Source organism: Cloacibacterium sp. Arc13 (genome assembly GCF_041431305.1).
Lineage (GTDB): Bacteria > Bacteroidota > Bacteroidia > Flavobacteriales > Weeksellaceae > Cloacibacterium > Cloacibacterium caeni_B.
Window position 1 is genome coordinate 160530 of the sequence record NZ_JASMRM010000001.1, and the last position, 21191, is coordinate 181720.

At 32.5% G+C, this 21191-nt stretch carries 16 protein-coding genes; 9 read left to right on the forward strand and 7 right to left on the reverse strand.

The genetic code is table 11. From position 1 onward, the window contains the following. Position 1: 1 nt before the first annotated feature. Entirely contained in the window at positions 2-2764 is a 2763-nt protein-coding gene (locus QO190_RS00790) for a class I SAM-dependent DNA methyltransferase (RefSeq protein WP_371460792.1), read from the forward strand. A 410-nt stretch (positions 2765-3174) separates the two neighbouring features. Then, positions 3175-4218 (forward strand): GMP reductase, encoded by a 1044-nt coding sequence (gene guaC / locus QO190_RS00795; protein WP_371460793.1) that lies wholly within the window; start codon positions 3175-3177, stop codon positions 4216-4218. 226 nt (positions 4219-4444) lie between these two features. Here the strand turns inward: guaC and QO190_RS00800 are convergent, their stop codons facing one another. From QO190_RS00800 to QO190_RS00825, 6 genes are all read right to left on the reverse strand, one after another. Further along, on the reverse strand, positions 4445-5023 hold the full coding sequence (locus QO190_RS00800) for a nucleosidase (RefSeq protein WP_371460794.1): 579 nt from the start codon (positions 5021-5023) through the stop codon (positions 4445-4447). Positions 5024-5247: 224 nt separating this feature from the next. After that, complete coding sequence (gene fabG / locus QO190_RS00805; RefSeq protein ID WP_371460796.1) at positions 5248-5991, reverse strand: 3-oxoacyl-[acyl-carrier-protein] reductase; 744 nt, start codon at positions 5989-5991, stop codon at positions 5248-5250. A 104-nt stretch (positions 5992-6095) separates the two neighbouring features. Further along, positions 6096-6674 (reverse strand): YdeI family protein, encoded by a 579-nt coding sequence (locus QO190_RS00810; protein ID WP_371460797.1) that lies wholly within the window; start codon positions 6672-6674, stop codon positions 6096-6098. Between the two features lie 92 nt (positions 6675-6766). Then, positions 6767-7441, reverse strand: a complete 675-nt coding sequence (rsmI, locus tag QO190_RS00815; protein WP_371460798.1) for a 16S rRNA (cytidine(1402)-2'-O)-methyltransferase — start codon at positions 7439-7441, stop codon at positions 6767-6769. 128 nt (positions 7442-7569) lie between these two features. Next, positions 7570-8937, reverse strand: coding sequence for a UDP-N-acetylmuramate--L-alanine ligase (gene murC / locus QO190_RS00820; RefSeq protein WP_371460799.1), 1368 nt, complete (start codon positions 8935-8937; stop codon positions 7570-7572). Between the two features lie 79 nt (positions 8938-9016). Continuing rightward, positions 9017-10024 (reverse strand): hypothetical protein, encoded by a 1008-nt coding sequence (locus QO190_RS00825; RefSeq protein ID WP_371460800.1) that lies wholly within the window; start codon positions 10022-10024, stop codon positions 9017-9019. A gap of 59 nt (positions 10025-10083) precedes the next feature. Between QO190_RS00825 and QO190_RS00830 the strand changes: the two genes are divergently transcribed. The 6 genes from QO190_RS00830 (at position 10084) to QO190_RS00855 (ending at position 18667) form a co-directional block, all read left to right on the forward strand. Continuing rightward, positions 10084-10668, forward strand: a complete 585-nt coding sequence (locus QO190_RS00830) for a thymidine kinase (RefSeq protein ID WP_371460801.1) — start codon at positions 10084-10086, stop codon at positions 10666-10668. Continuing rightward, positions 10668-13115, forward strand: coding sequence for a bifunctional UDP-N-acetylmuramoyl-tripeptide:D-alanyl-D-alanine ligase/alanine racemase (locus QO190_RS00835; RefSeq protein ID WP_371460802.1), 2448 nt, complete (start codon positions 10668-10670; stop codon positions 13113-13115). The genes QO190_RS00830 and QO190_RS00835 overlap by 1 nt, the downstream gene beginning before the upstream one ends. 35 nt (positions 13116-13150) lie before the next feature. After that, a complete protein-coding gene (locus QO190_RS00840) occupies positions 13151-15307 on the forward strand; it encodes a patatin-like phospholipase family protein (RefSeq protein WP_371460803.1) in 2157 nt (718 codons plus the stop codon). A 12-nt stretch (positions 15308-15319) separates the two neighbouring features. Further along, positions 15320-15730 (forward strand): rRNA maturation RNase YbeY, encoded by a 411-nt coding sequence (gene ybeY, locus QO190_RS00845; protein ID WP_371460805.1) that lies wholly within the window; start codon positions 15320-15322, stop codon positions 15728-15730. 182 nt (positions 15731-15912) lie between these two features. After that, on the forward strand, positions 15913-17778 hold the full coding sequence (gene mnmG, locus QO190_RS00850) for a tRNA uridine-5-carboxymethylaminomethyl(34) synthesis enzyme MnmG (RefSeq protein WP_371460806.1): 1866 nt from the start codon (positions 15913-15915) through the stop codon (positions 17776-17778). A gap of 70 nt (positions 17779-17848) precedes the next feature. After that, complete coding sequence (locus QO190_RS00855) at positions 17849-18667, forward strand: class I SAM-dependent methyltransferase (RefSeq protein ID WP_371460807.1); 819 nt, start codon at positions 17849-17851, stop codon at positions 18665-18667. Between the two features lie 182 nt (positions 18668-18849). Here QO190_RS00855 and pgk read toward each other — a convergent pair whose 3' ends face one another. Beyond that, a complete protein-coding gene (gene pgk / locus QO190_RS00860; protein WP_371460808.1) occupies positions 18850-20040 on the reverse strand; it encodes a phosphoglycerate kinase in 1191 nt (396 codons plus the stop codon). Positions 20041-20697: 657 nt separating this feature from the next. Here pgk and QO190_RS00865 point away from each other — a divergent pair. Next, positions 20698-21129, forward strand: coding sequence for an RpiB/LacA/LacB family sugar-phosphate isomerase (locus QO190_RS00865; RefSeq protein WP_104793017.1), 432 nt, complete (start codon positions 20698-20700; stop codon positions 21127-21129). Positions 21130-21191 lie beyond the last annotated feature (62 nt).

Here is a 21191-nt window from a genome sequence, read left to right on the forward strand (position 1 = left end):
AATGGCAAAAATTAGATATAATGAAAGAAGTTGGGCGATTGATGTAATCAGCGAAATCAATCTTTATCTTGCGAACAAAAGTTGGCACTTTAAAAGTGCAGGGGGAGAAAGTACTATCAGCAATGAAAAGTCAAGCCTTTTCCCAGATGTATTGATATTCAAAGACCATACAAAAGATATTATACTACAAGGTTGGGAATTAAAAATGCCCGACACGCCAATCAATGATGCAGAACTAATTAGTAATGCAATTAAAAAGGCTCAGATTTTACAACGAGATAGTTTTATATTGTGGAATGTAAAAAGTGCTGTTCTTTATTCAAAGCAAGGCAATACATTTTCAATTTTGAAAACTTGGAATGATATTGAAATCAATAACAGAACAGAAGTAAAACCCAAAGAAGATCTTTGGAAATCATTACTTCAAACAATACTTACAGATTTAAACAGTTATTTTGAAACAGGCGATATTTCTGACAGCGTATTAGTCGAAATTCTGTCTGTTGATGCTACCATTGATGTTATTTTAGAAAATATTCCATCAACAGTTGATACACTTAAAAACAATACACGCAGAAATTCAAGACTTGATGCACAAATAAATAATTGGTGGCTATCTTCTGCAACTGAATATGGCTTTAATCCAACATCAGCAAAGGACGCACCTAACAAACTTCCAACTCTTGCAAAAGTAATTTTGACGGATTGGGTATTTAAAATCATTTTTGCGAATGTTCTGAAAAGACATTTCAATGAAGCAAGAATAATAGAAACTATAAACAGCGAAACATCTGTTGAAGAAGCAAAACAAATCATAGCATCTATATCTGAGCATTGCAATTTTTGGAACATTTTCAGTGACAACCTTGCTATTAGCAACATTTCAACTTCGGCTTGGAAGCAGATTATTCAATTAAATCAATTTCTTTGCTCAATCAATATATCGGAAATTGAAATAGAAATTCTGCATAATCTACTTCAATCGTCTATTGTTTCAGCAAAGAGAAAAGTTGCAGGACAGTTTGCCACACCTCAAAAATTAGCTGATTTATTAGTAAGACTAACAATAGAAAACAAAGAGGGAACGGTTATTGACCCTTGTTGTGGTACAGGAACAATAATTAACCAAGCATACGCACTCAAAGAAGAATATGACATAAATCAAGATGCTACAATAAACAGCATTTGGGCATCGGATAAACATTCATTTCCTATTCAATTATCTACAATGACTTTGGCTAAGCCCAACAATATTGGGAAAGTATTAAACATTTTCAGAGAAGATGTAATTGATTTAGAGATAGGGAAAGACATTACATTTAAAGACCCAAACAATGGCAATGATGTTATTAAACAGTTTCCAACGGTGAATTATGTTGTTTCAAATTTGCCGTTCATAAAGAGTAAAGAAATTGAAGTATTAAATCCAAATATCACGGAAATAAACAATTTCATTCACGAAGAAGCAGACACTACAATTACATTAAGTGGTAAAAGTGATATTTTCGCTTATATTCCGTTTTACTTGCATAAACTGCTTTCAGAAAATGGAAAAATTGGGCTAATTCTTTCTAACGCTTGGTTGGGAACTGATTACGGGGAGATTTTTTTAGCGTTAATTCAAAAATTCTATGACATTGAAACTGTCGTTATTTCAGGAAAAGGAAAATGGTTTGATAATGCAGATGTAGTAACTACATTTTTGATAGCAAAAAAACGAAATCCAAACACTGAACCTGATGTAAACAGAATAATTTCATTTTGTACTTTAAAAGAAAGTATTGATGCAATTCCCGACATTAAACAACTGAGCGAAAATATTTTATTGGGTACAACAAATGATATTGTTACTATTCAAAATTATTCGACTTACGAAATAACTAATTTAGAAACCTTTGGTATTCCTTGGTGTGGATACTTTGCAAACCTAAGTTGGATTGCAGATATTTCAGAAAAACTAATCGATTGCAATCAGGTTTTTAATTTCACTCGTGGAGAAAGACGAGGGTGGAACCCATTATTTTATCCAGCTTCGGGACACAATATTGAAGCGGAATACATCAAACCTGTTTTAAAAAATCTAAGAGGAACAGCAGGTCTTTATTGTACTGCCGATGCGGAAGCATTTTGCTGTTCTAAAAGCATAGAGGAATTAGAACAACTCAACCATACAGGAGCTTTGGAATGGATAAAAAGTTTTGAAAATCAAAACAACGAAACGGGTATTCCTCTTACTCAATCATTACGAAAAGCCAATATGTTTTGGTATGAAATGAAAACCGAAAATATGGCAGATTTTGTTGCAAATGTGAACTATGACAAAAGCCTTTTCATCGCAACTTTCAATAATCGTTCATTCATAGACCAAAGAATGATTGGACTTTCATTAAAACCTGAATTTCAAACCGAAGACAGAGTATTATTACTTGCATTGTTGAATAGTATTTTGAGTATGTTCTTTATAGAAAGTTTTGGCTTTGGAAGAGGATTAGGTGCACTTGATTTAAGAGCAACAAAATTTGAACGGGATTTTAAAATTTTAGATTTTCAGTCCTTATCTGACGGACAAAAACAAGCAATTACAGACGCTTTTCAGCCAATTTCTCAAAGAAACAGATTGCCATTAGAACAAGAAATTGAACAAGCAGACAGAATAAATTTTGAAAAAGTACTTTTGGAAATTTTTGGGATAGCCGAACATTATGACGCAATTAAAGCATCATTATTACATCTTTACAAAATACGTTTTGCTGTGAAAGACTAATCCTACACATTTGTATTTTTCCAAGCGCACAAAGTCAAAAAACACTAAGCAGCCACTATTGATAAAAGGTAACTTTTGCACAACTCTAATTTTTCAAAAATAAAAAACCTAAAATCCGCAAAAAAGCGGATTTTTTTTATGGGCTATCCTTTGAGTTTTCTAGCAGTCAAATAGGAGTTTTGCTTGGGGTTTGTTCGTGGTTTCTTCGTGTTTCCTTCGAATCAGCCTCGGAAAAGTACCCTAAATTACGAACAAACCACGAACAAACGTAAAACTTGAGTCAACTTTCACCCAAATGAAACTCTAGAGAATTGCACTGCTTTCTAAATCATTTTGAATTATACATTTGTCGAATTTTTCTGCTCAACAAATCCAAAAATTCCTTATTTTTAACAAAATAATTTTACCAAATGCGCATAGAATATGATATAAAATTGGGCTTCAAAGACGTGATGTTTCGCCCAAAACGTTCTACTCTTAAATCTCGTTCACAAGTAACTCTGGAAAGGGAATTTATCTTTAGAAATTCTAAAAAAACTTGGCGTGGTGTTCCCATTATCGCTGCCAATATGGATACGGTAGGAACTTTTGAAATGGCAACGGCTCTTGCAGAAGAAAAAATCATTACCGCCATTCATAAGCATTACACGCTAGAAGAATGGTCGGCATTTCTAGAAAATTCTCCAGAAAGCATTTACCAATATATCGCCATCAGCTCTGGAACTGGAAGCAGTGACGAAGAAAAAATTAAAGAAATCATCAGTAAATTCCCAAAGATAAATTTCATCTGCATCGATGTAGCCAATGGTTATTCTGAACATTTTGTGAATTTTGTGAAAAAAATTCGCGCAGATTTTCCAGATAAAACCATCATCGCAGGAAATGTGGTGACTGGCGAAATGGTAGAAGAACTCATTTTAGCCGGTGCTGATATTATAAAAGTAGGAATTGGCCCTGGTTCTGTGTGTACTACCCGAGTGAAAACAGGAGTGGGTTATCCTCAACTTTCGGCGATTATAGAATGTGCAGATGCAGCGCATGGTTTGGGTGGACATATCATCGGTGATGGTGGTTGCAAAGTTCCGGGAGATGTAGCCAAAGCTTTTGGTGGAGGTGCAGATTTCGTAATGCTGGGCGGAATGTTTGCTGGTCACGACGAAAGTGGCGGTGAAATGGTAGAAGAAAACGGCAAAAAATTCAGATTGTTCTACGGAATGAGTTCTAAAACCGCCATGGAAAAACACAGTGGTGGCGTTGCAGAATATCGTGCTTCTGAAGGGAAAACTGTAAAGGTAAAATACAAAGGACCAGTTGCGGAAACGGTGAAAGATATTTTAGGCGGAGTACGCTCTACTTGTACGTATGTTGGTGCTTCTCAACTCAAGGAATTATCGAAAAGAACTACCTTTATCAGAGTGCAAGAACAGCATAACGAAGTCTTTGGAAACGAATAGCTTAGATAAAAAAACTTTTTATTCGCGCTAATACAATTATTTTATTTGCAGCGAATTACGAAATGGTAATTATTATCTAAATGACTGTTAATCAAAGGATTTCTAATCATTTTTTTTGGAGATAAAAAATATTCTTTTTATATTTGCACCCGAAAACACAAGTGCTCCAATAAAATATAATTCTTTGAATTATAATGGCTTAATCCTCGAATTACTCGAGGATTTTCTATTTTAGAAGGGTTTCTCTGAGTTTTTGCGCTGCTCTTTTTACTTCAGTACTCCAATCATCTACTGCGTTTCCATCTGCACCATCAGAAATATATTTAAGACACAGAAATGGTAATTTTTCTTCTTTGCACACTTTAGCCAAAGCAAAAGCTTCCATTTCTATAACATTGTATTCAGTATTATTGTGTTCCATTTCGAATTGGTCTCCGCTTCCGCAAATTCCATTCGGAACATCTTCTAAAGCGATGCCGTGTTCTAGAATAATTTCTCCATTCGCAAAAGGCGTTTCAAATTTTTGAAAACCGAGTGCCATCACATCCATATCTCTTTGGATAAATTGCGTACAACACACCACATTTCCCTTATTAAAAGCTGTGCTTCCAGCAGTTCCCAGATTGATGATAATATCTGGATTGTATTTTTCTATGCCTTTAAAAAGATGATACGCTGCATTAATCTTCCCTACTCCAGTAAAAATTTTCTGAAAATCATTAAACTCTTCTTGCGCTTCTACTTCTAAAGCAAAAACCAGAAGTGGATTTTGGTAAACAGTTCCGTTAATATTTATTTCTTTCATTTTATTTATTTTTTTAAACGCAAAGAATATCATCTATCCTATCGTTTCTAAGAAAGCAAAGTTCATTCGCTAGCGAATGGTAAAAGCTTATGGAAATCAACTTGTTGATTCAATCTTTGCTTCCTTTTTATCGTTTTAATCTAATTTGCTTTGCGTTTTAAGGCTTTAAAAATGAAAAGACTTCCGAAGAAGTCTTTTGTATTTGTTTATTGATTTTCAATATATTAAGTAAGCATTCCGCCATCTATATTCATGACTTGACCGGTAACATAAGCAGACATTTCACTTCCGAAGAATACACAAGCGTTTGCTACATCTTCTGGAGTTCCGCCACGTTTTAAAGGAATAGCATCTCTCCAACCTTGTACGGTTTTCTCGTCTAGAACGGCAGTCATTTCAGTTTCTATAAATCCTGGCGCAATTGCATTACATCTGATATTTCTAGAACCCAATTCCAAAGCTACAGATTTTGTAAAACCAATAACCCCAGCTTTAGAAGCTGCATAATTCGCTTGTCCTGCGTTTCCTTTTACCCCAACTACAGAAGTCATGTTAATAATAGAACCGCTTCTTGCTTTCATCATGGGTTTAATTACCGCTTTGGTCAAGTTGAAAACAGAATCTAGATTTACTTTGATAATCGTATCCCAATCTTCTTTTGACATTCTGAGCATCAAATTATCTCTGGTAATTCCTGCGTTATTGATTAAAATATCGATTTTTCCAAATTCTGCCATTACATCATCTACCAATTTCTGAGCTGCTTCATGGTCTGAAGCATCTGATTGGTAACCTTTGATTTGGGTAACAGAACTTAATGATTTTTCTAATTCTTGTGCTTTTTCTACAGAACCTGAATAAGTAAAAGCCACTTTCGCACCTTGTGCTGCAAAAACTTCTACAATTCCTTTTCCGATTCCGCGAGTTCCTCCTGTGATAAGAGCCACCTTTCCTTCAAGTAGTTTCATTTTATATCAAGTTTAATATTTCAATATGAATTTCTGCAAATGTAAGAGAATTTATTCATTCTGTATTTATTGCATAATGATAAGACTTTAAATTGCGTTATTGACTATTCATTTAAACCTTTTCCCTCAAATATTTTTGGCTTTAGTTTTTCTATTCTTGAAATTCTAGTCGCCGATTGTTTTGCTGAAGAAAAATGCAGTAAATATGCGCGTTGTCTACCAGGAGTTAAAGATTTAAATGCCTTTTCAAAATCTTTATCTTGGCTAAAAATTTCTTCTAATTCTTCGGGTAATTTTTGTTCTTCTATTGTTTTGAAAGTAACTTTTGCGCCAGATTTTTCGAGGGCAATCATTTCTTTGATGTAGTCTTTCAAAACAGAATCTAATTCATTGATTTGATGTAGATTAGTAAACTTTATGATTTTTGCTGATTGAGTGTTTTGACCTGCAAATTCTAAGATTTTATATTCGTCTTTCAGCAAAACTCCTTTGAAAAAACTCAATGTACAAAAGTCTTTGAAACTCCCCAAAATAATGAGATTGCTTCCATTAAAAGAATAACACGGTTGATACCATTTTACCTCCTCCGTTAAACCACAATCCAAAACAATGGAACGAAGTTTTGTAAGTTCTTCTTTCCAATTTTTATTTTTGGCAATAAGTTCTTCTACAGTGGGTTTCATTTTAATAATATTCTCTCGCAGATTTAGCAAATTAAGCAGATTTTTAAATTTAAAATCAATTTCATTTGTACAATCAGCCTAATCAGCGGGAATTAAATGGTGTTATTCACAATCAATACAATTTCGCCTTTCAGTGTTTTACTTTTTGAAAAAGCAATGAGCTCATCAATGGTTCCACGCTTGGTTTCCTCGAATTTTTTAGAGATTTCTCTGCTTAAACTCACTTTGGTATTTTCCCCGAAAAATTCTTTAATCTGTTCTAAAGTGGTATTAATTTTATGTGGACTTTCGTATAAAACGATGGTTTTTTTCTCTTCGGCGAGTTGTTTCAGTTTGGTTTGTCTACCTTTTTTTTGAGGTAAAAATCCTGCGAAATAAAAATCGTGATTCGGTAAGCCAGAAACCACCAAAGCTGGAACAAAAGCAGTTGCTCCTGGCAAACAAATCATCTCCAAATCTTCATCTGCACAAGCTTTTCCGAGCAAATATCCAGGATCTGAAATTCCGGGAGTTCCTGCATCGGTAATAATGGCAATGTTTTGTCCAGATTTTAAATCTGCAATTACTTTTTCCGTTGCAGTATGTTCATTATGAAGATGATACGATTTTAGAGGTTTAGAAATCTCGTAGTGCTTTAACAAAATTCCCGAAGTTCTGGTATCTTCACAAAGGATATAATCTACTTCTTTCAGTACTTTTATCGCTCTGAAAGTCATGTCTTCTAGGTTTCCAATCGGTGTTGGAACAAAATATAGGATTCCGCTCATTTTATTTCTTTTATCTATGAATGAATTCATAGATTCACAAATCGTTCGTTCCTCCGGAACTCTCTTAAATCTACAAACTCGCAGAGCGACGAACGAAATTAAAGTCTGAGATTTTAATCTTAGACCAATTACAATTTCTCATATAAATCTTTACAAAACTCCTCCAAGCTAGGATCTCTCGCTCCCATCAACAATAAAACCGAATTTTCTGATAATGAAGGCTTTACCGTTTCTAAAAACTGATTTCTATCTTCTACAAAAAAAGCTTTTTTGCCTTTCGCTTTTATGTCTTCAATTAAATCATTCGCAGAAATATCTTTCACAGCGGTTCCGCCTGCGTAAAAAATTTCACTCATCCAGATTTCATCATTTTCACGAAGTGTATTCGAGATTTCTTCTACAAAATCATTTCTCAAAAATCTTGTCGGTCCATAACCATGCGGTTGAAACCAAGCCACCACTTTCTCTGCCAAAGGTTGACAAGCCTTAATACTTGCAGCACATTTTGCAGGATTGTGAGCATAATCATCAATCACCCAAACTCCATTTTTTTGTCCTAAAATCTGATGACGACGATAAATTCCTTCATATTTTGATAAAGTTTCGGCGCAAGTTTTTAAATCAACTCCAATTTGATTGGCAACTGCAACTGCAGCCGTAGCATTTTCTACAGTATGCTGTCCTATTGCATTCATTGTAAAATATTGATTATCAATTTCAAAGCTTAATTTAAAAACTTCTTGTTTGAAGTTTTTAGCATTAAAACCAGCTTCAGTTTCAAAACCGAAATCGTTATTTATATTCGCCGACAAAGTTTTAGCTAATGCATTCGATTGATTTACAATATATAAACTTTTAGTATTATTTTTAAAAATGGTGAAAAGTTCTATCAATTCATCAATTTCTTGATGGTCTTTATCAATATTCAAAAGCAAACCAATTTCTGGTTCGTATTGAACAACCGAACCATCGCTTTCATCAGCTTCTATAATGAGCCAATCTCCTTTCCCAACGTAAGTATTGCCAATTTTTCCTTGTTTGATAATGCTCGTTAAACCCGCTCCAGAAATAATGGACGGTTCTAAACCTGCATCCAACAAAATTTGAAATAACATCGCCGAAGTCGTTGATTTTCCAGAAGTTCCCGCAACAGCAACCGTTTTTTTACTTTTCGCAATCATCGCGAGAAGTTGACTTCTTTTAATAATTGGAATTCCAAGTTCTTTGGCTTTTTTAACTTCGTAAACGGTGTCTTCAATCGCAGTAGAAACTACTACCAAATCAGTTTCTTTGGTAATTCCACTTCCGTCTTGTAGAAAACACTTTATTCCTTCATTTTCAAGCTGTTCCTTGGTTTTATTGTATTCATCAGGAAGAAAATATCTATCGCTTCCCGATACATTTTTGCCAATTCCCTGCAAGTATTGAGCAATTGCACTCATCCCAACTCCTGCAACTCCTATGAAAAAAGGATTTTTAAAATCTGAAATATTCATTATTTTTTATTTGATGGTTAATGGTTGATGGTTGTTGGAATTCTTCTATCAACTAACAACCTTCAACAGACAACCAATTTTACATAAATTTATTTTCTACTAAGCTCCACAATCTCTGTGCGTATTCATCTACTTTTTCCCAGCCTTTTTCATAATAAACTTCGCTGAGATATTCCTTCGCTTGTTCTAGAGTAGCATAAGAATTCAGACGATTTACCACTTGATTCAGTTCTACCTGACTTCCGTTAAAAAGAACTTTGGTAAAAGCAATTCTATCATTAATATCTAACTTAAAATCTGGAAGTGTTTTTTCAGCTTCCATATAATCTGTAGGAAGATTAGTTTTCAGTAAACTTGGTGCTTTTTTCTCTTCTGGAACATGAGTAACGTCTATTTTTTCTTGAATATGTTCTAAAGGATCATCATCAAAAAGGCTTTGAACAGTAGCTTTCAGTCCTTTAATATGTGCCAATTTGAATTTTTTCTCGTGATGTTCTTTGGTTTCGTGATGAGATTCTTCTTGGCTCACAGGTTTTTCTTCAGAAGTTGGCTCAGGTTTTTCTTCGTGATGATGAACAGGAGCAGGAATATCTATAATTTTTCTTCTTTCCTCATGAAGTCTTTCTTCTTCATCTTTTTTCTCCATTTCTTCTTTAGCCAAAGTAATTTCAGAAATTTCTTGCTCTTTTTCTTTTTCTATATTTTCAGCTAATTCATTGATATTCTGTTCTTTTTCAATGAAATATTCTTCGTCAAGTTTTTCTGCTACTGCATTTTGTTCCACAGCAGGTTCCTCTTCTAGTTCTTTTTCAATTTCTGTAACAGGTTGAGTGAAATCATCTACTTTTTTAGTATCAATTTCAAAGTTTATCACCTGTCTTTCAGCATCTTGCTCTACATTTTCTTCGGCACGAATAATAGAAAGCATCTCTGAATAATTTTTCAAAGAAATAACCTTTTCCTGAAGTTCTGTGAAAACTCCTACTTCTGCTATAAAATCTTCTTCATTTGAAAAAGATGAAATCTTTGAAATCAATTCTTTAATTTCAGCGAATAATCTTTCTTGTGTTTCTTGTAATTTTTGCATGGCAAATCTTTTAATTTTTGCGTAAATTTGAAACTTATTTATATCTGCTAATTTAGACAATGTTTTTAGAAAATACAATAAACCACGCAAAACAAAGTGGATGGATGGAAGTAATTTGTGGCTCAATGTTTTCGGGGAAAACCGAAGAACTGATTCGCAGATTGCGCAGAGCTGAAATGGCTGGACAAAAAGTAGAAATTTTCAAACCGAAAATAGATACTCGCTATGATGAGGAAGAAGTTGTTTCTCATAATCACAACAAAATTAGAAGTACTCCTGTAGAAAGTTCAAACGAAATTTTACTCCTGGGTTCTACTTGTGATGTGGTAGGAATAGATGAAGCACAGTTTTTCGATGATGGAATTGTAGAAGTAGCTAATCAATTGGCTAATAACGGAATACGAGTAGTAATTGCCGGTCTAGATATGGATTTTTTAGGAAGACCTTTCGGACCGATGCCTTTTTTAATGGCAACCGCAGAATACGTGACAAAAGTGCACGCGATTTGTAAAACCACAGGGAACTTGGCCAACTATTCTATGAGAACTTCTAACAGCAAAGACTTAGTACAACTCGGCGAAACCGATAGTTACGAAGCGGTAAGCAGAAGAATTTTTATAGACGAAGTTTTGAATAAAAAATAATGAATTACACCACAAAAGAAATAGCAGAAATTACTCAATCTCAAATTATTGGGGATAAAAATCTGCAAATTCAACATATTGCTTTTGACAGCAGAAATATTTATTCTACCCTCAAAACTGCTTTTATCGCCATCAATACTCACAAAAATTCTGGTGAGAAATACATTTCGCAAGCGATAGAAAAAGGAATTAAAGTCATTATTTCTGAAAATTTTTATTCAGAATACGACGGAATTACATGGATTATTGTAGAAAATTCTGTAAAATTTTTACAAGATTTAGCACATTATCATATTGAAAATCATCCTATTAAAACCATAGGAATTACGGGAAGTAACGGAAAAACCATCGTGAAAGAATGGTTATACCAATGTTTATGGAATGAATTCCCCACCGTGAAATCCCCAAAAAGTTTCAACTCACAGATTGGTTTACCGATTTCTCTATTGCAAACTTCGGAAAAACATCAAGTAGGAATTTTCGAAGTGGGAATTTCTAAACCAAATGAAATGAAGACTTTAGAGGAAATTTTTTCTCCTAAAATTGGAATTTTGACTCACATTGGAACGGCGCACTCTTCTAATTTCGAAAATGAACTTCAGCTGATTAAAGAAAAACTGATTCTTTTTAAAAATTCAGAAATTATTATCTATAATGGTGATAGTGAGCAAGTTTGTGAAGAAATAAAAACGCTGTATTCTGATAAAAAACTCATTAGCTTTGGTCTAAAAGCTCATAATGATGTAAAAATAATCTGTGATTATAAAGACAGAAGTCAAGAAATTTTAGTTCAGTATTTCTCAGAAAAATTGAGTTTTCCTGCCAATCAGAGAGACGAAGCTACATTGACCAATGCTTTGGCGGTAATCTGTATTTTAAAAGAATTTGGTTTTACCAACGAAAAAATAGTTGAAAAAATCAACAATCTGAAAGCGGTAGAAATGCGATTAGAAAGTGTAAATGGAGTTCGTAATAATTTGATTATCAATGACTCTTTTAACTTAGATTTAGACTCGCTCATTATTGCGTATCAGTTTATTAATCAGTATAATAGAGACGAAAAAACCTTAGTTATTTCGGACATTTTTGATGTAAAAAATGATGATGTTTCGCTGTATCATAAAGTGGCAGAAATTACCAATCAGCAAAATTTCAAACAGATATTTTTAGTTGGCAATCAAATTTCTAGATTTCAAGAAAAATTTAAAGCTAAAACCTATACTTTTTCTACCACAAAAGAATTATTAGAAAGCCAACAGCTCAATTCCCTTGAAAATCAACTGATTCTGCTGAAAGGAGCAAGAATTTTTGAATTTGAGATAATAAAATCTCATTTAGAACTTCAAAAACATGATACTGTTTTAGAAATAAATCTCAATGCTATCCTGCATAATATCAATGTTCATAAGTCATTGCTAAAACCAGAAACCAAAATGTGTGCGATGGTAAAAGCCTATTCTTATGGACTTGGCGGTTATGAAATTGCAGAGTTTTTACAACACCATCATATTGATTATCTGGGAGTTGCTTACGCAGATGAAGGAGTGGACCTTAGAAAAAATGGAATCACCACACCCATTTTGGTCATGAATCCTGAACAAGGCAGTTATGATGTGATTATAGATTATAATCTCGAGCCAGAAATTTACAGTTTGAGAGTATTAGAACTTTTTGCTAACCAATTGCAATTGAAGGGAATTCAGCAGAAATATCCTATTCATATCAAGGTAGAAACTGGGATGCATCGTCTTGGTTTTAAGGAACATGAAATTGATGAATTGGTTGAAAATCTTAAAAAATACAATGTAAAAGTTGCCAGTATTTTTAGCCATCTTTCTTCTGCAGACGTTCCCGAGGAAGATGATTACACGATGGAGCAAATTCATACGTTCCAAAGAGTTTCTTCTAAAATTTCTGAAGCTTTGGGTTATCAACCTATCAGACATATTTTAAACACTGCTGGAATTACCTATTATTCTGATTATCAGTTTGAAATGGTAAGAATTGGGATAGGAATGGTAGGAATTTCTGCCAATCCAAAAGTGAAAAAACAATTACAAAGTGCTGTAACTTTTAAAACCGTAATTTCACAAATTTCTGAGGTAAAACAAGGAGAATCAATAGGTTACAACAGAAAATACAAAGCAGAAAAAGACACCAGAATTGCTACTATTCCTGTAGGTTATGCAGACGGAATTCCAAGATTAATTGGCAATAAAAAAGGATTTGTAGGCATTCATAACCAAAAAGTATCCATCGTAGGAAATATTTGCATGGATATGTTAATGGTTGATTTACAGAATATTAAAGCTAAAGAAGGAGATGAAGTGATTATTTTTAACGGTAATCCTACTTTGGAAGAATTCTCTGGATATTGCCAAACCATTCCTTATGAGGTTCTTACTTCTATTTCCAGAAGAGTCAAAAGGATCTACATAAAAGATTAAAACACCACACCAAAACACCCAAATATTACCCACCAATGAAAAAATTAATATTTTATATATTATTGATTTTCTTCACTTTACATACAAATGCTCAGGTGAAAGAAAATCTAAAAATTCCCAAAAATCCTAAAATTGGATTATCACTTTCTGGAGGCGGAGCCAAAGGATTTGCGCATGTAGGCGTTCTAAAAGTGCTGGATTCTCTAGGTGTAAAAGTAGATTACATCTCTGGAACTAGTATGGGAGCGATTGTAGGCGGTTTATACGCTTCTGGTTACACCGGAAAAGACATTGAAAAAATTATTTTAGACACTGATTTTTATAATTTGATTTCTAATAAAAATAACCGCGCCGAAAGTTCCTTTTTCAATAAATCCGTTGATAAATATCTACTAAAAGTTCCTATAAAAAATGGAAAAGCTACACTTCCCACTTCTATTTCTTCTGGTCAAAAAAATCTATACTTGCTCAAAGAATTATTCAAAAATGTATCTAACATAAACGATTTCAGCAAGTTACCGATTCCATTCATGTGTGTAGCGACCAATTTAGAAACTGGAAAAATTAAAATTTTTGAAAACGGAGATCTCTCAGAATCTATTTTGGCAAGTTCTGCATTTCCCTCATTAATGGATCCTGTGAAAATTGGCGATAGTATTTATGTAGACGGAGCAATGACGGTGAATTATCCTTCAGAATTTCTAAAGAAGAAGGGAATAGACATTGTAATCGGTGTAGATCTAAATCAAGGGCTTAACAAAAGGGATAAAATCAATAGCATTGTAGATATTTTGAATCAAATCATTGATTTTGGGATTGTAGAAGAAACCAAAAATCAAATAAAATTTACGGACGTAAATATAAAACCTAATCTTGAAGGTTTAGGAGTAACCAGTTTTGATGATAAAGCCAAAATTCTAAAATCTGGCTACACAGAAGCGATGAAATATGTAGAAGTATTTGATAAACTTCCTAAAAAAGGCTACGAATATCTTAGAATTCCTATCAATCCTATTTATTCTAATATCTATAAAATTGATGCATTAGAATTAGAAAATAATAAAATTTACAGCAAATATTACGTTCAAGGAAAGATGAATCTCCTGATTCCATCGGTACAAACCTATGGAAAGATTAATAAAATGGTAGATAAACTCTACGCTACCAATAACTATAAAATTATCAATTACGATATTATTCAACGAGATAACAGAAATATTCTAAAACTGAATGTAAGTGAAGACGACACAAGATTTTTCTTAAAATTCGGTCTGCATTATGATGAGATTTTCAAATCTGGATTATTGGCTAATATTACCATTAAAAGACTCGTTTTTAAAAACTCTAACATCTCTATAGATGGTGTTTTCGGGGACAAACCAAGATATTACATCAATTATTTCATTGATAACGGTTATATTCCAGGATTTGGCTTCTATGCTTCTGGAATGAGCTTTGATACAGAAAATGCAGACGGAACTGCGGTCAACAAGTGGAATTGGTACAGAAATGAAGCGTTTATTCAATCCATTTGGAAAGATAAATTTGCATTTGGTCTAGGTTTAAGCCATGATAATTTCTCTACTACAGAAATTATCACCAATAATGAAAAATTTGGCAATTATTTCAACCCTTTCATGTTTATGAGAGCAGATAATCAAGACAGTAAATCTTTCCCAAAAAGAGGATTTTATACCAACATAGAAGCAAAAATTTATAACATTTTTGATGACGAGCAAAATAAAAGAGCCTTCCAAATCAAAGCAGATTTACGAGGAAATTTTCCTATCACCAAATGGTTAACTTATCGTTTATCTTCTTTTTATGGAATTTCTATCAATCCTGTTAATGATTTTTACCAATATCATTTAGGAGGAGTTTTTGACCAAAGAATCGTTAATTTTGTAAGATTTAACGGGTATAACCTTGGCGAAGAAAAAGGAAATAATATTTTTACGGTTTCTAATAACTTTCAGTTTAATTTTTACAGAAATTTTTATGTGATTGCAGGAATTAATTCAGCCAATATTTTTGAAAATTTTGATGATTCTAAATTTCTTGATTTGAAATATAATTCAGCCGCAATTACACTAGGATACGACTCACCTTTTGGTCAGGTAAAACTTAATTACAGTCACGCATTTAAATCTAAACCTGGAATTTTCTCTGTTGTTCTTGGTCACTGGTTCTAAAAATATAAATTAATGATACATTTTTTTTACGAAAATATAGACGAAAATATAGACGAAAATCTTAAAAATTGGATCGAAAATATCATTATTTCCGAAGGAAAAAAACTCGGAGAAATCAATTATATTTTCTGTGATGATGAATATTTGCTCAAAATCAATCAAGATTTTTTAGACCATGATTATTACACAGACATCATTACTTTCGACCAAGTTCGCGGAAAAACCATTTCAGGAGAGATTTTTGTATCTTTGCAGCGAATTAAGGACAATGCTAGTCTTATTTCAAAAAATTACGAAGAAGAAAAGAAAAGAGTAATTGCACACGGCATTCTTCACCTTTGTGGTTATAAAGATAAAACCGAAGAAGAACAAATAACAATGCGTGCAAAAGAAGATTTTTATTTGTCATTAAAAACACAATAAGATTTTCAGAAGCTATTCACGCATTCCACTTTTACTCCTCACTCTTAAGATAAATCCAATGCTTGTTGCGGGCTAACCGTTGCAATCGGGGCTATTTACACTCCGTAATTTGTAAAAAAATTATACAATGTTTCACGTGAAACATTAAAAAAAATAGAAAATTTATAAATAAATAGATATAAATGTTATTTAACGAAACATATGATGTAATCGTAGTAGGAGCTGGTCACGCTGGTTGCGAAGCTGCTGCTGCTGCTGCTAATCTAGGTTCTAAAACCATGCTTATTACGATGAATATGCAAACCATCGGACAAATGTCTTGTAATCCAGCAATGGGTGGTATTGCAAAAGGTCAAATTGTAAGAGAAATAGATGCAATGGGTGGTTTTAGCGGAATTGTAGCTGATAAATCTGCCATTCAATTCAAGATGCTTAACCTTTCAAAAGGACCTGCAATGTGGTCTCCTAGAACACAAAATGATAGAATGAAATTCGCAGAAGAATGGCGATATGTTCTAGAAAATACACCAAATCTTGACTTTTTTCAGGATATGGTTAAATCTTTAATCATCAATAATGGCAAAGTAGAAGGCGTAATTACTTCTTTAGGTATAGAAATTAAAGGAAAATCTGTGGTTTTAACCAATGGAACTTTCTTAAATGGCCTTATTCACGTTGGTGATAAACAGTTAGGAGGAGGAAGAATGGGAGAACCAAAAGCTTATGGAATTACCGAACAATTGGTAGATTTAGGCTTTGAAGCTGGTAGAATGAAGACAGGAACACCAGTTCGTGTAGACGGAAGAAGTCTTGATTATTCTAAAATGGAAGAACAAGCTGGAGACGAAAATCCTCAAAAATTCAGTTATTTAGATACTCCAAAATTAACGAAACAACGCAGTTGTTACATTACTTATACCAATGATACTGTACACGAAATTCTAAGAACTGGATTTGATAAATCTCCAATGTTTAATGGTACTATCCAAAGTATTGGACCAAGATATTGCCCAAGTATTGAAGATAAAATCAATCGTTTTGCAGAAAGAAATCGTCATCAATTATTTGCAGAACCTGAAGGTTGGAATACGGTAGAAGTATATGTAAATGGCTTTAGTTCTTCATTACCAGAAGATGTTCAATTGAAAGCATTACATCATGTTCCTGGCTTTGAAAAAGCTAAAATTTTCAGACCTGGTTATGCAATAGAATATGATTACTTCCCTCCTACTCAATTAAAGCATACTTTGGAAACTAAATTGATAGAAAACCTATATTTTGCAGGTCAAATTAATGGAACTACTGGTTACGAAGAAGCAGCAGGACAAGGTTTAATGGCAGGAATTAATGCTCATAATAAAGTTCACGAAAAAGATGAATTCATACTTAGCAGAGATGAAGCATATATCGGAGTTTTAATAGATGATTTAATTACCAAAGGAACCGAAGAACCATACAGAATGTTTACTTCTAGAGCAGAATACAGACTGCTTTTAAGACAAGATAATGCTGACATTAGATTGACAGAAAAAGCTTACAATCTTGGTCTAGCTAAAGAAGAAAGACTCAAAAATATGGAAGAAAAAGTAGCTAAATCTTCGGAATTAGAAGAATTTTTAAGAGAAACTTCTTTAAAACCTGGTATTATCAATCCTATCTTAGAAGCTAATGAAAGTTCACCGGTAGACCAAGCTTATAGAGCTGCACAAATTCTTACAAGACCTAACCTTTCCTTAGAAAAATTAACTGCTATTGATTTCATCAAAGAAAAAGTAGAACAGTATAATGAAGAGCAAAAAGAACAGGCAGAAATCAATATCAAGTATAAAGGTTATATAGAAAAAGAAAGAGATAATGTAGCCAAATTACAAAGATTAGAAACCATTAGAATTCCAGAAGATTTTGATTATTCTAAAATTTCATCTCTTTCTGCAGAAGCAAAACAAAAGCTCAATAAAATTCAACCTAAAACCATTGCACAAGCCGGAAGGATTTCTGGTGTTTCTCCAGCAGATATTAATGTATTGCTAATTTATTTAGGAAGATAATAACAAAATGTTTCACGTGAAACATTTTTGAAATTTGTAATAAATTTAGATTGGACTTAGCAAATTAAATATGAAAATTAGAGATCATTTTTTAAGCAAAGAAATTTTTGAAATTAAAGAAACCGAAATAGAAGGAATTTTTAAGACCTACCCTATTCCAGAAAATTTAGGTAAATATTATGAGAGTAAAGATTACATTTCTCATCATCAAGATTCTAATTCTTTAAAAGAAAAAATTTACAAATTTGCCCAATCTTTTAATCTCAATTATAAAAGAAATATTCTTTCTTCTGTAAGTTTTGAAAATGCTAAAGTTCTAGATTATGGTTGCGGCGCTGGTGAATTTTTGAAACATATAGAAAATGATGTTCAAACTTTGGGATATGAACCAAGTGACGCTGCCAGAAATTTTGCCAAGCAAAAAACTACCAAAACAAAATTTATAAAAAACTTAAATGAAATAGAAAATGGTAGTTTAGATGTTATTACGCTTTGGCATGTTTTCGAACATATAGAAAATCAGACTGAGATACTCTCATTATTTTATGACAAATTAAAATCAAACGGACATTTAATAATTGCGGTTCCTAACTGTACTTCTTACGATGCTAAATATTATAAAGATTTTTGGGCAGCTTATGATGTACCTCGTCATATTTTTCATTTCTCAAAAAAAGGAATGGAAAAATTTTTTAACACCGAAAATTGGAAATTAGAAAAAATCAAACCTCTCCTACTCGATTCTTATTACATTTCTATTTTGAGTGAAAAATATAAGAAAAATCCACTTTTTTGGATTTGTGGAGGAATTCTTGGAGCAATTTCTAACATAAAAGCATCAAAAAACGGCGAATTTTCAAGTTTGTTATATATTATCAAAAAAATCTAGAAAATCGATTTTTAAGCTATTTCTGAAAGTCAATTTTCAGCTATTTTGATAAAAATTCTAGTTTTTGGAAATTTTATACTTTAAAAAATTCTTTCTATTATAAAATAAAAAAAATCTTCAGAAAAATTTCTGAAGATTTTTTTTAAACCTTTAAACTTAGATAAAGTTTAAATCAAAATTTTTTAATTATTAATCGCAGCAACTCCTGGAAGTTCTAAACCTTCTAAAGATTCTAACATAGCACCTCCTCCTGTTGAAACATACGAAACTTTATCTGCATATCCGTTTTGTTTAACAAAAGCAACAGAATCACCTCCACCAACTAAAGAGAAAGCTCCTAATTGTGTAGCTTCGTCTATACTGTCTCCTAAGGCTTTAGTTCCGGCTGAGAAATTCTCCATTTCAAAAACTCCAATCGGTCCGTTCCAAAGAATAGTTCTAGAATTCATAATCACATCATGGAAGATTTCTCTAGTTTTAGAACCTGCATCCATTCCCATCATATTTTCTGGAATGTGATAAATATCTACCTCTTCTCTATGTGCATCATTATTAAATTCATCTGCAGCAATTACGTCTACAGGTAAGAAAACTTTTACATTATTTAATTTAGCTTTTTCTAAAATTTCTAAAGCCAAATCCATTTTATCAGCCTCTAATAAAGAAGTTCCGATATTTCCGCCTAAAGCTTTAATAAAAGTAAAAGACATTCCACCTCCGATAATTAAATTATCTACAGCTGGCAAAATATTTTCGATAATGGTAATTTTAGTAGAAACTTTAGAACCACCCAAAATAGCAGTTACTGGTTTTTCACCACTTCCTAATACTTTATCTATCGCTTCTAATTCTTTAGCCATCAATAAACCGAAAAATTTAGTTGAAGGGAAAAATTTAGCAATTACAGCAGTAGAAGCATGAGCTCTGTGAGCCGTACCAAACGCATCATTTACATATACATCTCCTAATTTTGCTAATTTTCCTGCAAATTCTTCATCTCCAGCTTCTTCTTCATTATAAAATCTAAGGTTTTCTAACAATAGAATTTCTCCTGACTGAAGGTCTGCAGCAGCTTTTTCTGCTACTTCTCCTATACAATCAGAAGCAAATTTCACTTCTTTTCCTAATACCTTAGAAACTTCATCTACTATCTGAGAAAGAGAAAACTCTGGATTTACTTTACCTTTTGGTCTACCAAGATGCGTCATGATAATTACAGAACCTCCATCATTTAAGATTTTATCAATCGTAGGTTTTGCAGCAACTATTCTGGTATTATCCGTTACTTTTTTATTTTCATCTTGAGGTACATTGAAATCAACTCTAATTAATGCTTTTTTTCCAGCGAAATTAATATCATTAATGGTTTTCATAAATTTTTTTCTTTTTAAAGTTTTTAGATTATTCTGCTTTTTTTAAGCTTTACAAATTTAAGATTTCTAAAATGGCAAAAAGAAAAATCCTGAGAAAAATTTCCACAAACTGACGAAAAACATTTTCTAACATATTTTCTTCTTTTTAATAAAAAAAGAAATGAATACTATTGTTGTAGTTGTGAATAATGGGGAAAACTATTTTCTAATTTTTTTACGGAAAGAGTTGTAGTACAATTCATAAGTTTTCCATATTATAAAAGATTAATAATCAAATAAATAATAAGTTTACTAACAATTGTGAATATCTCTTATTTCATGCATATATTGAAAAACATGTTATGGAAAAACTAAATAATTTGACCTCAAAAAAATAGATAAACAAAATCTATAATCTTGCAAGATTTTTTCTATTACACAAAAATTCTTTACCTTTTTATTTTATTTAGCAGAAGTTTTAAACATAGTAATTAACATTCTGTTAATAATTGTGTAACATTCTCTTAAATTACTGTAAATTAGGATAATACAATTGAAAGTAATTTGCTGAGATTTTCTTAAACACTTGATTTTAAAGCTCATTTAAAAAATCGATTTTAAAATTTAATCCACAATTCACATTTAAAGTGTTAATTTTGTAGAAATAATAAGAATAAAATGAAAAAAATAGCAATCGCCGCAGATCACGCAGGCTATGAATACAAGGAATTTGCAAAGAAACAATTAGAAGGAAAATACGAGTTGGTAGATTTTGGAACCCATGGTTTAGATTCTGTAGACTATCCAGATTTTGTACATCCTGCTGCAAGTGCTGTAGAAAACGGAGATTGTGAATTTGGAATTTTATTTTGTGGAAGCGGACAAGGTGTACAATTAAGTGCTAATAAACACCAAGGAATAAGATGTGCTCTAGCTTGGATGCCAGAAATTGCAGAATTATCTCGCCAACATAACAATTGTAATATGGTTGCAATGCCAGCCAGATTTATTGCCAAAGAATTGGCGCTAGAAATCATAGAGAAATTTCTCACCACCGATTTCGAAGGAGGAAGACATCAGAACAGAGTAGATAAAATCACTTGTAAATAAAACCATCTCCGACGAAAGTTGGAGATTTTTATTTAAATTTATAAAAATTAAAAAGAACACTA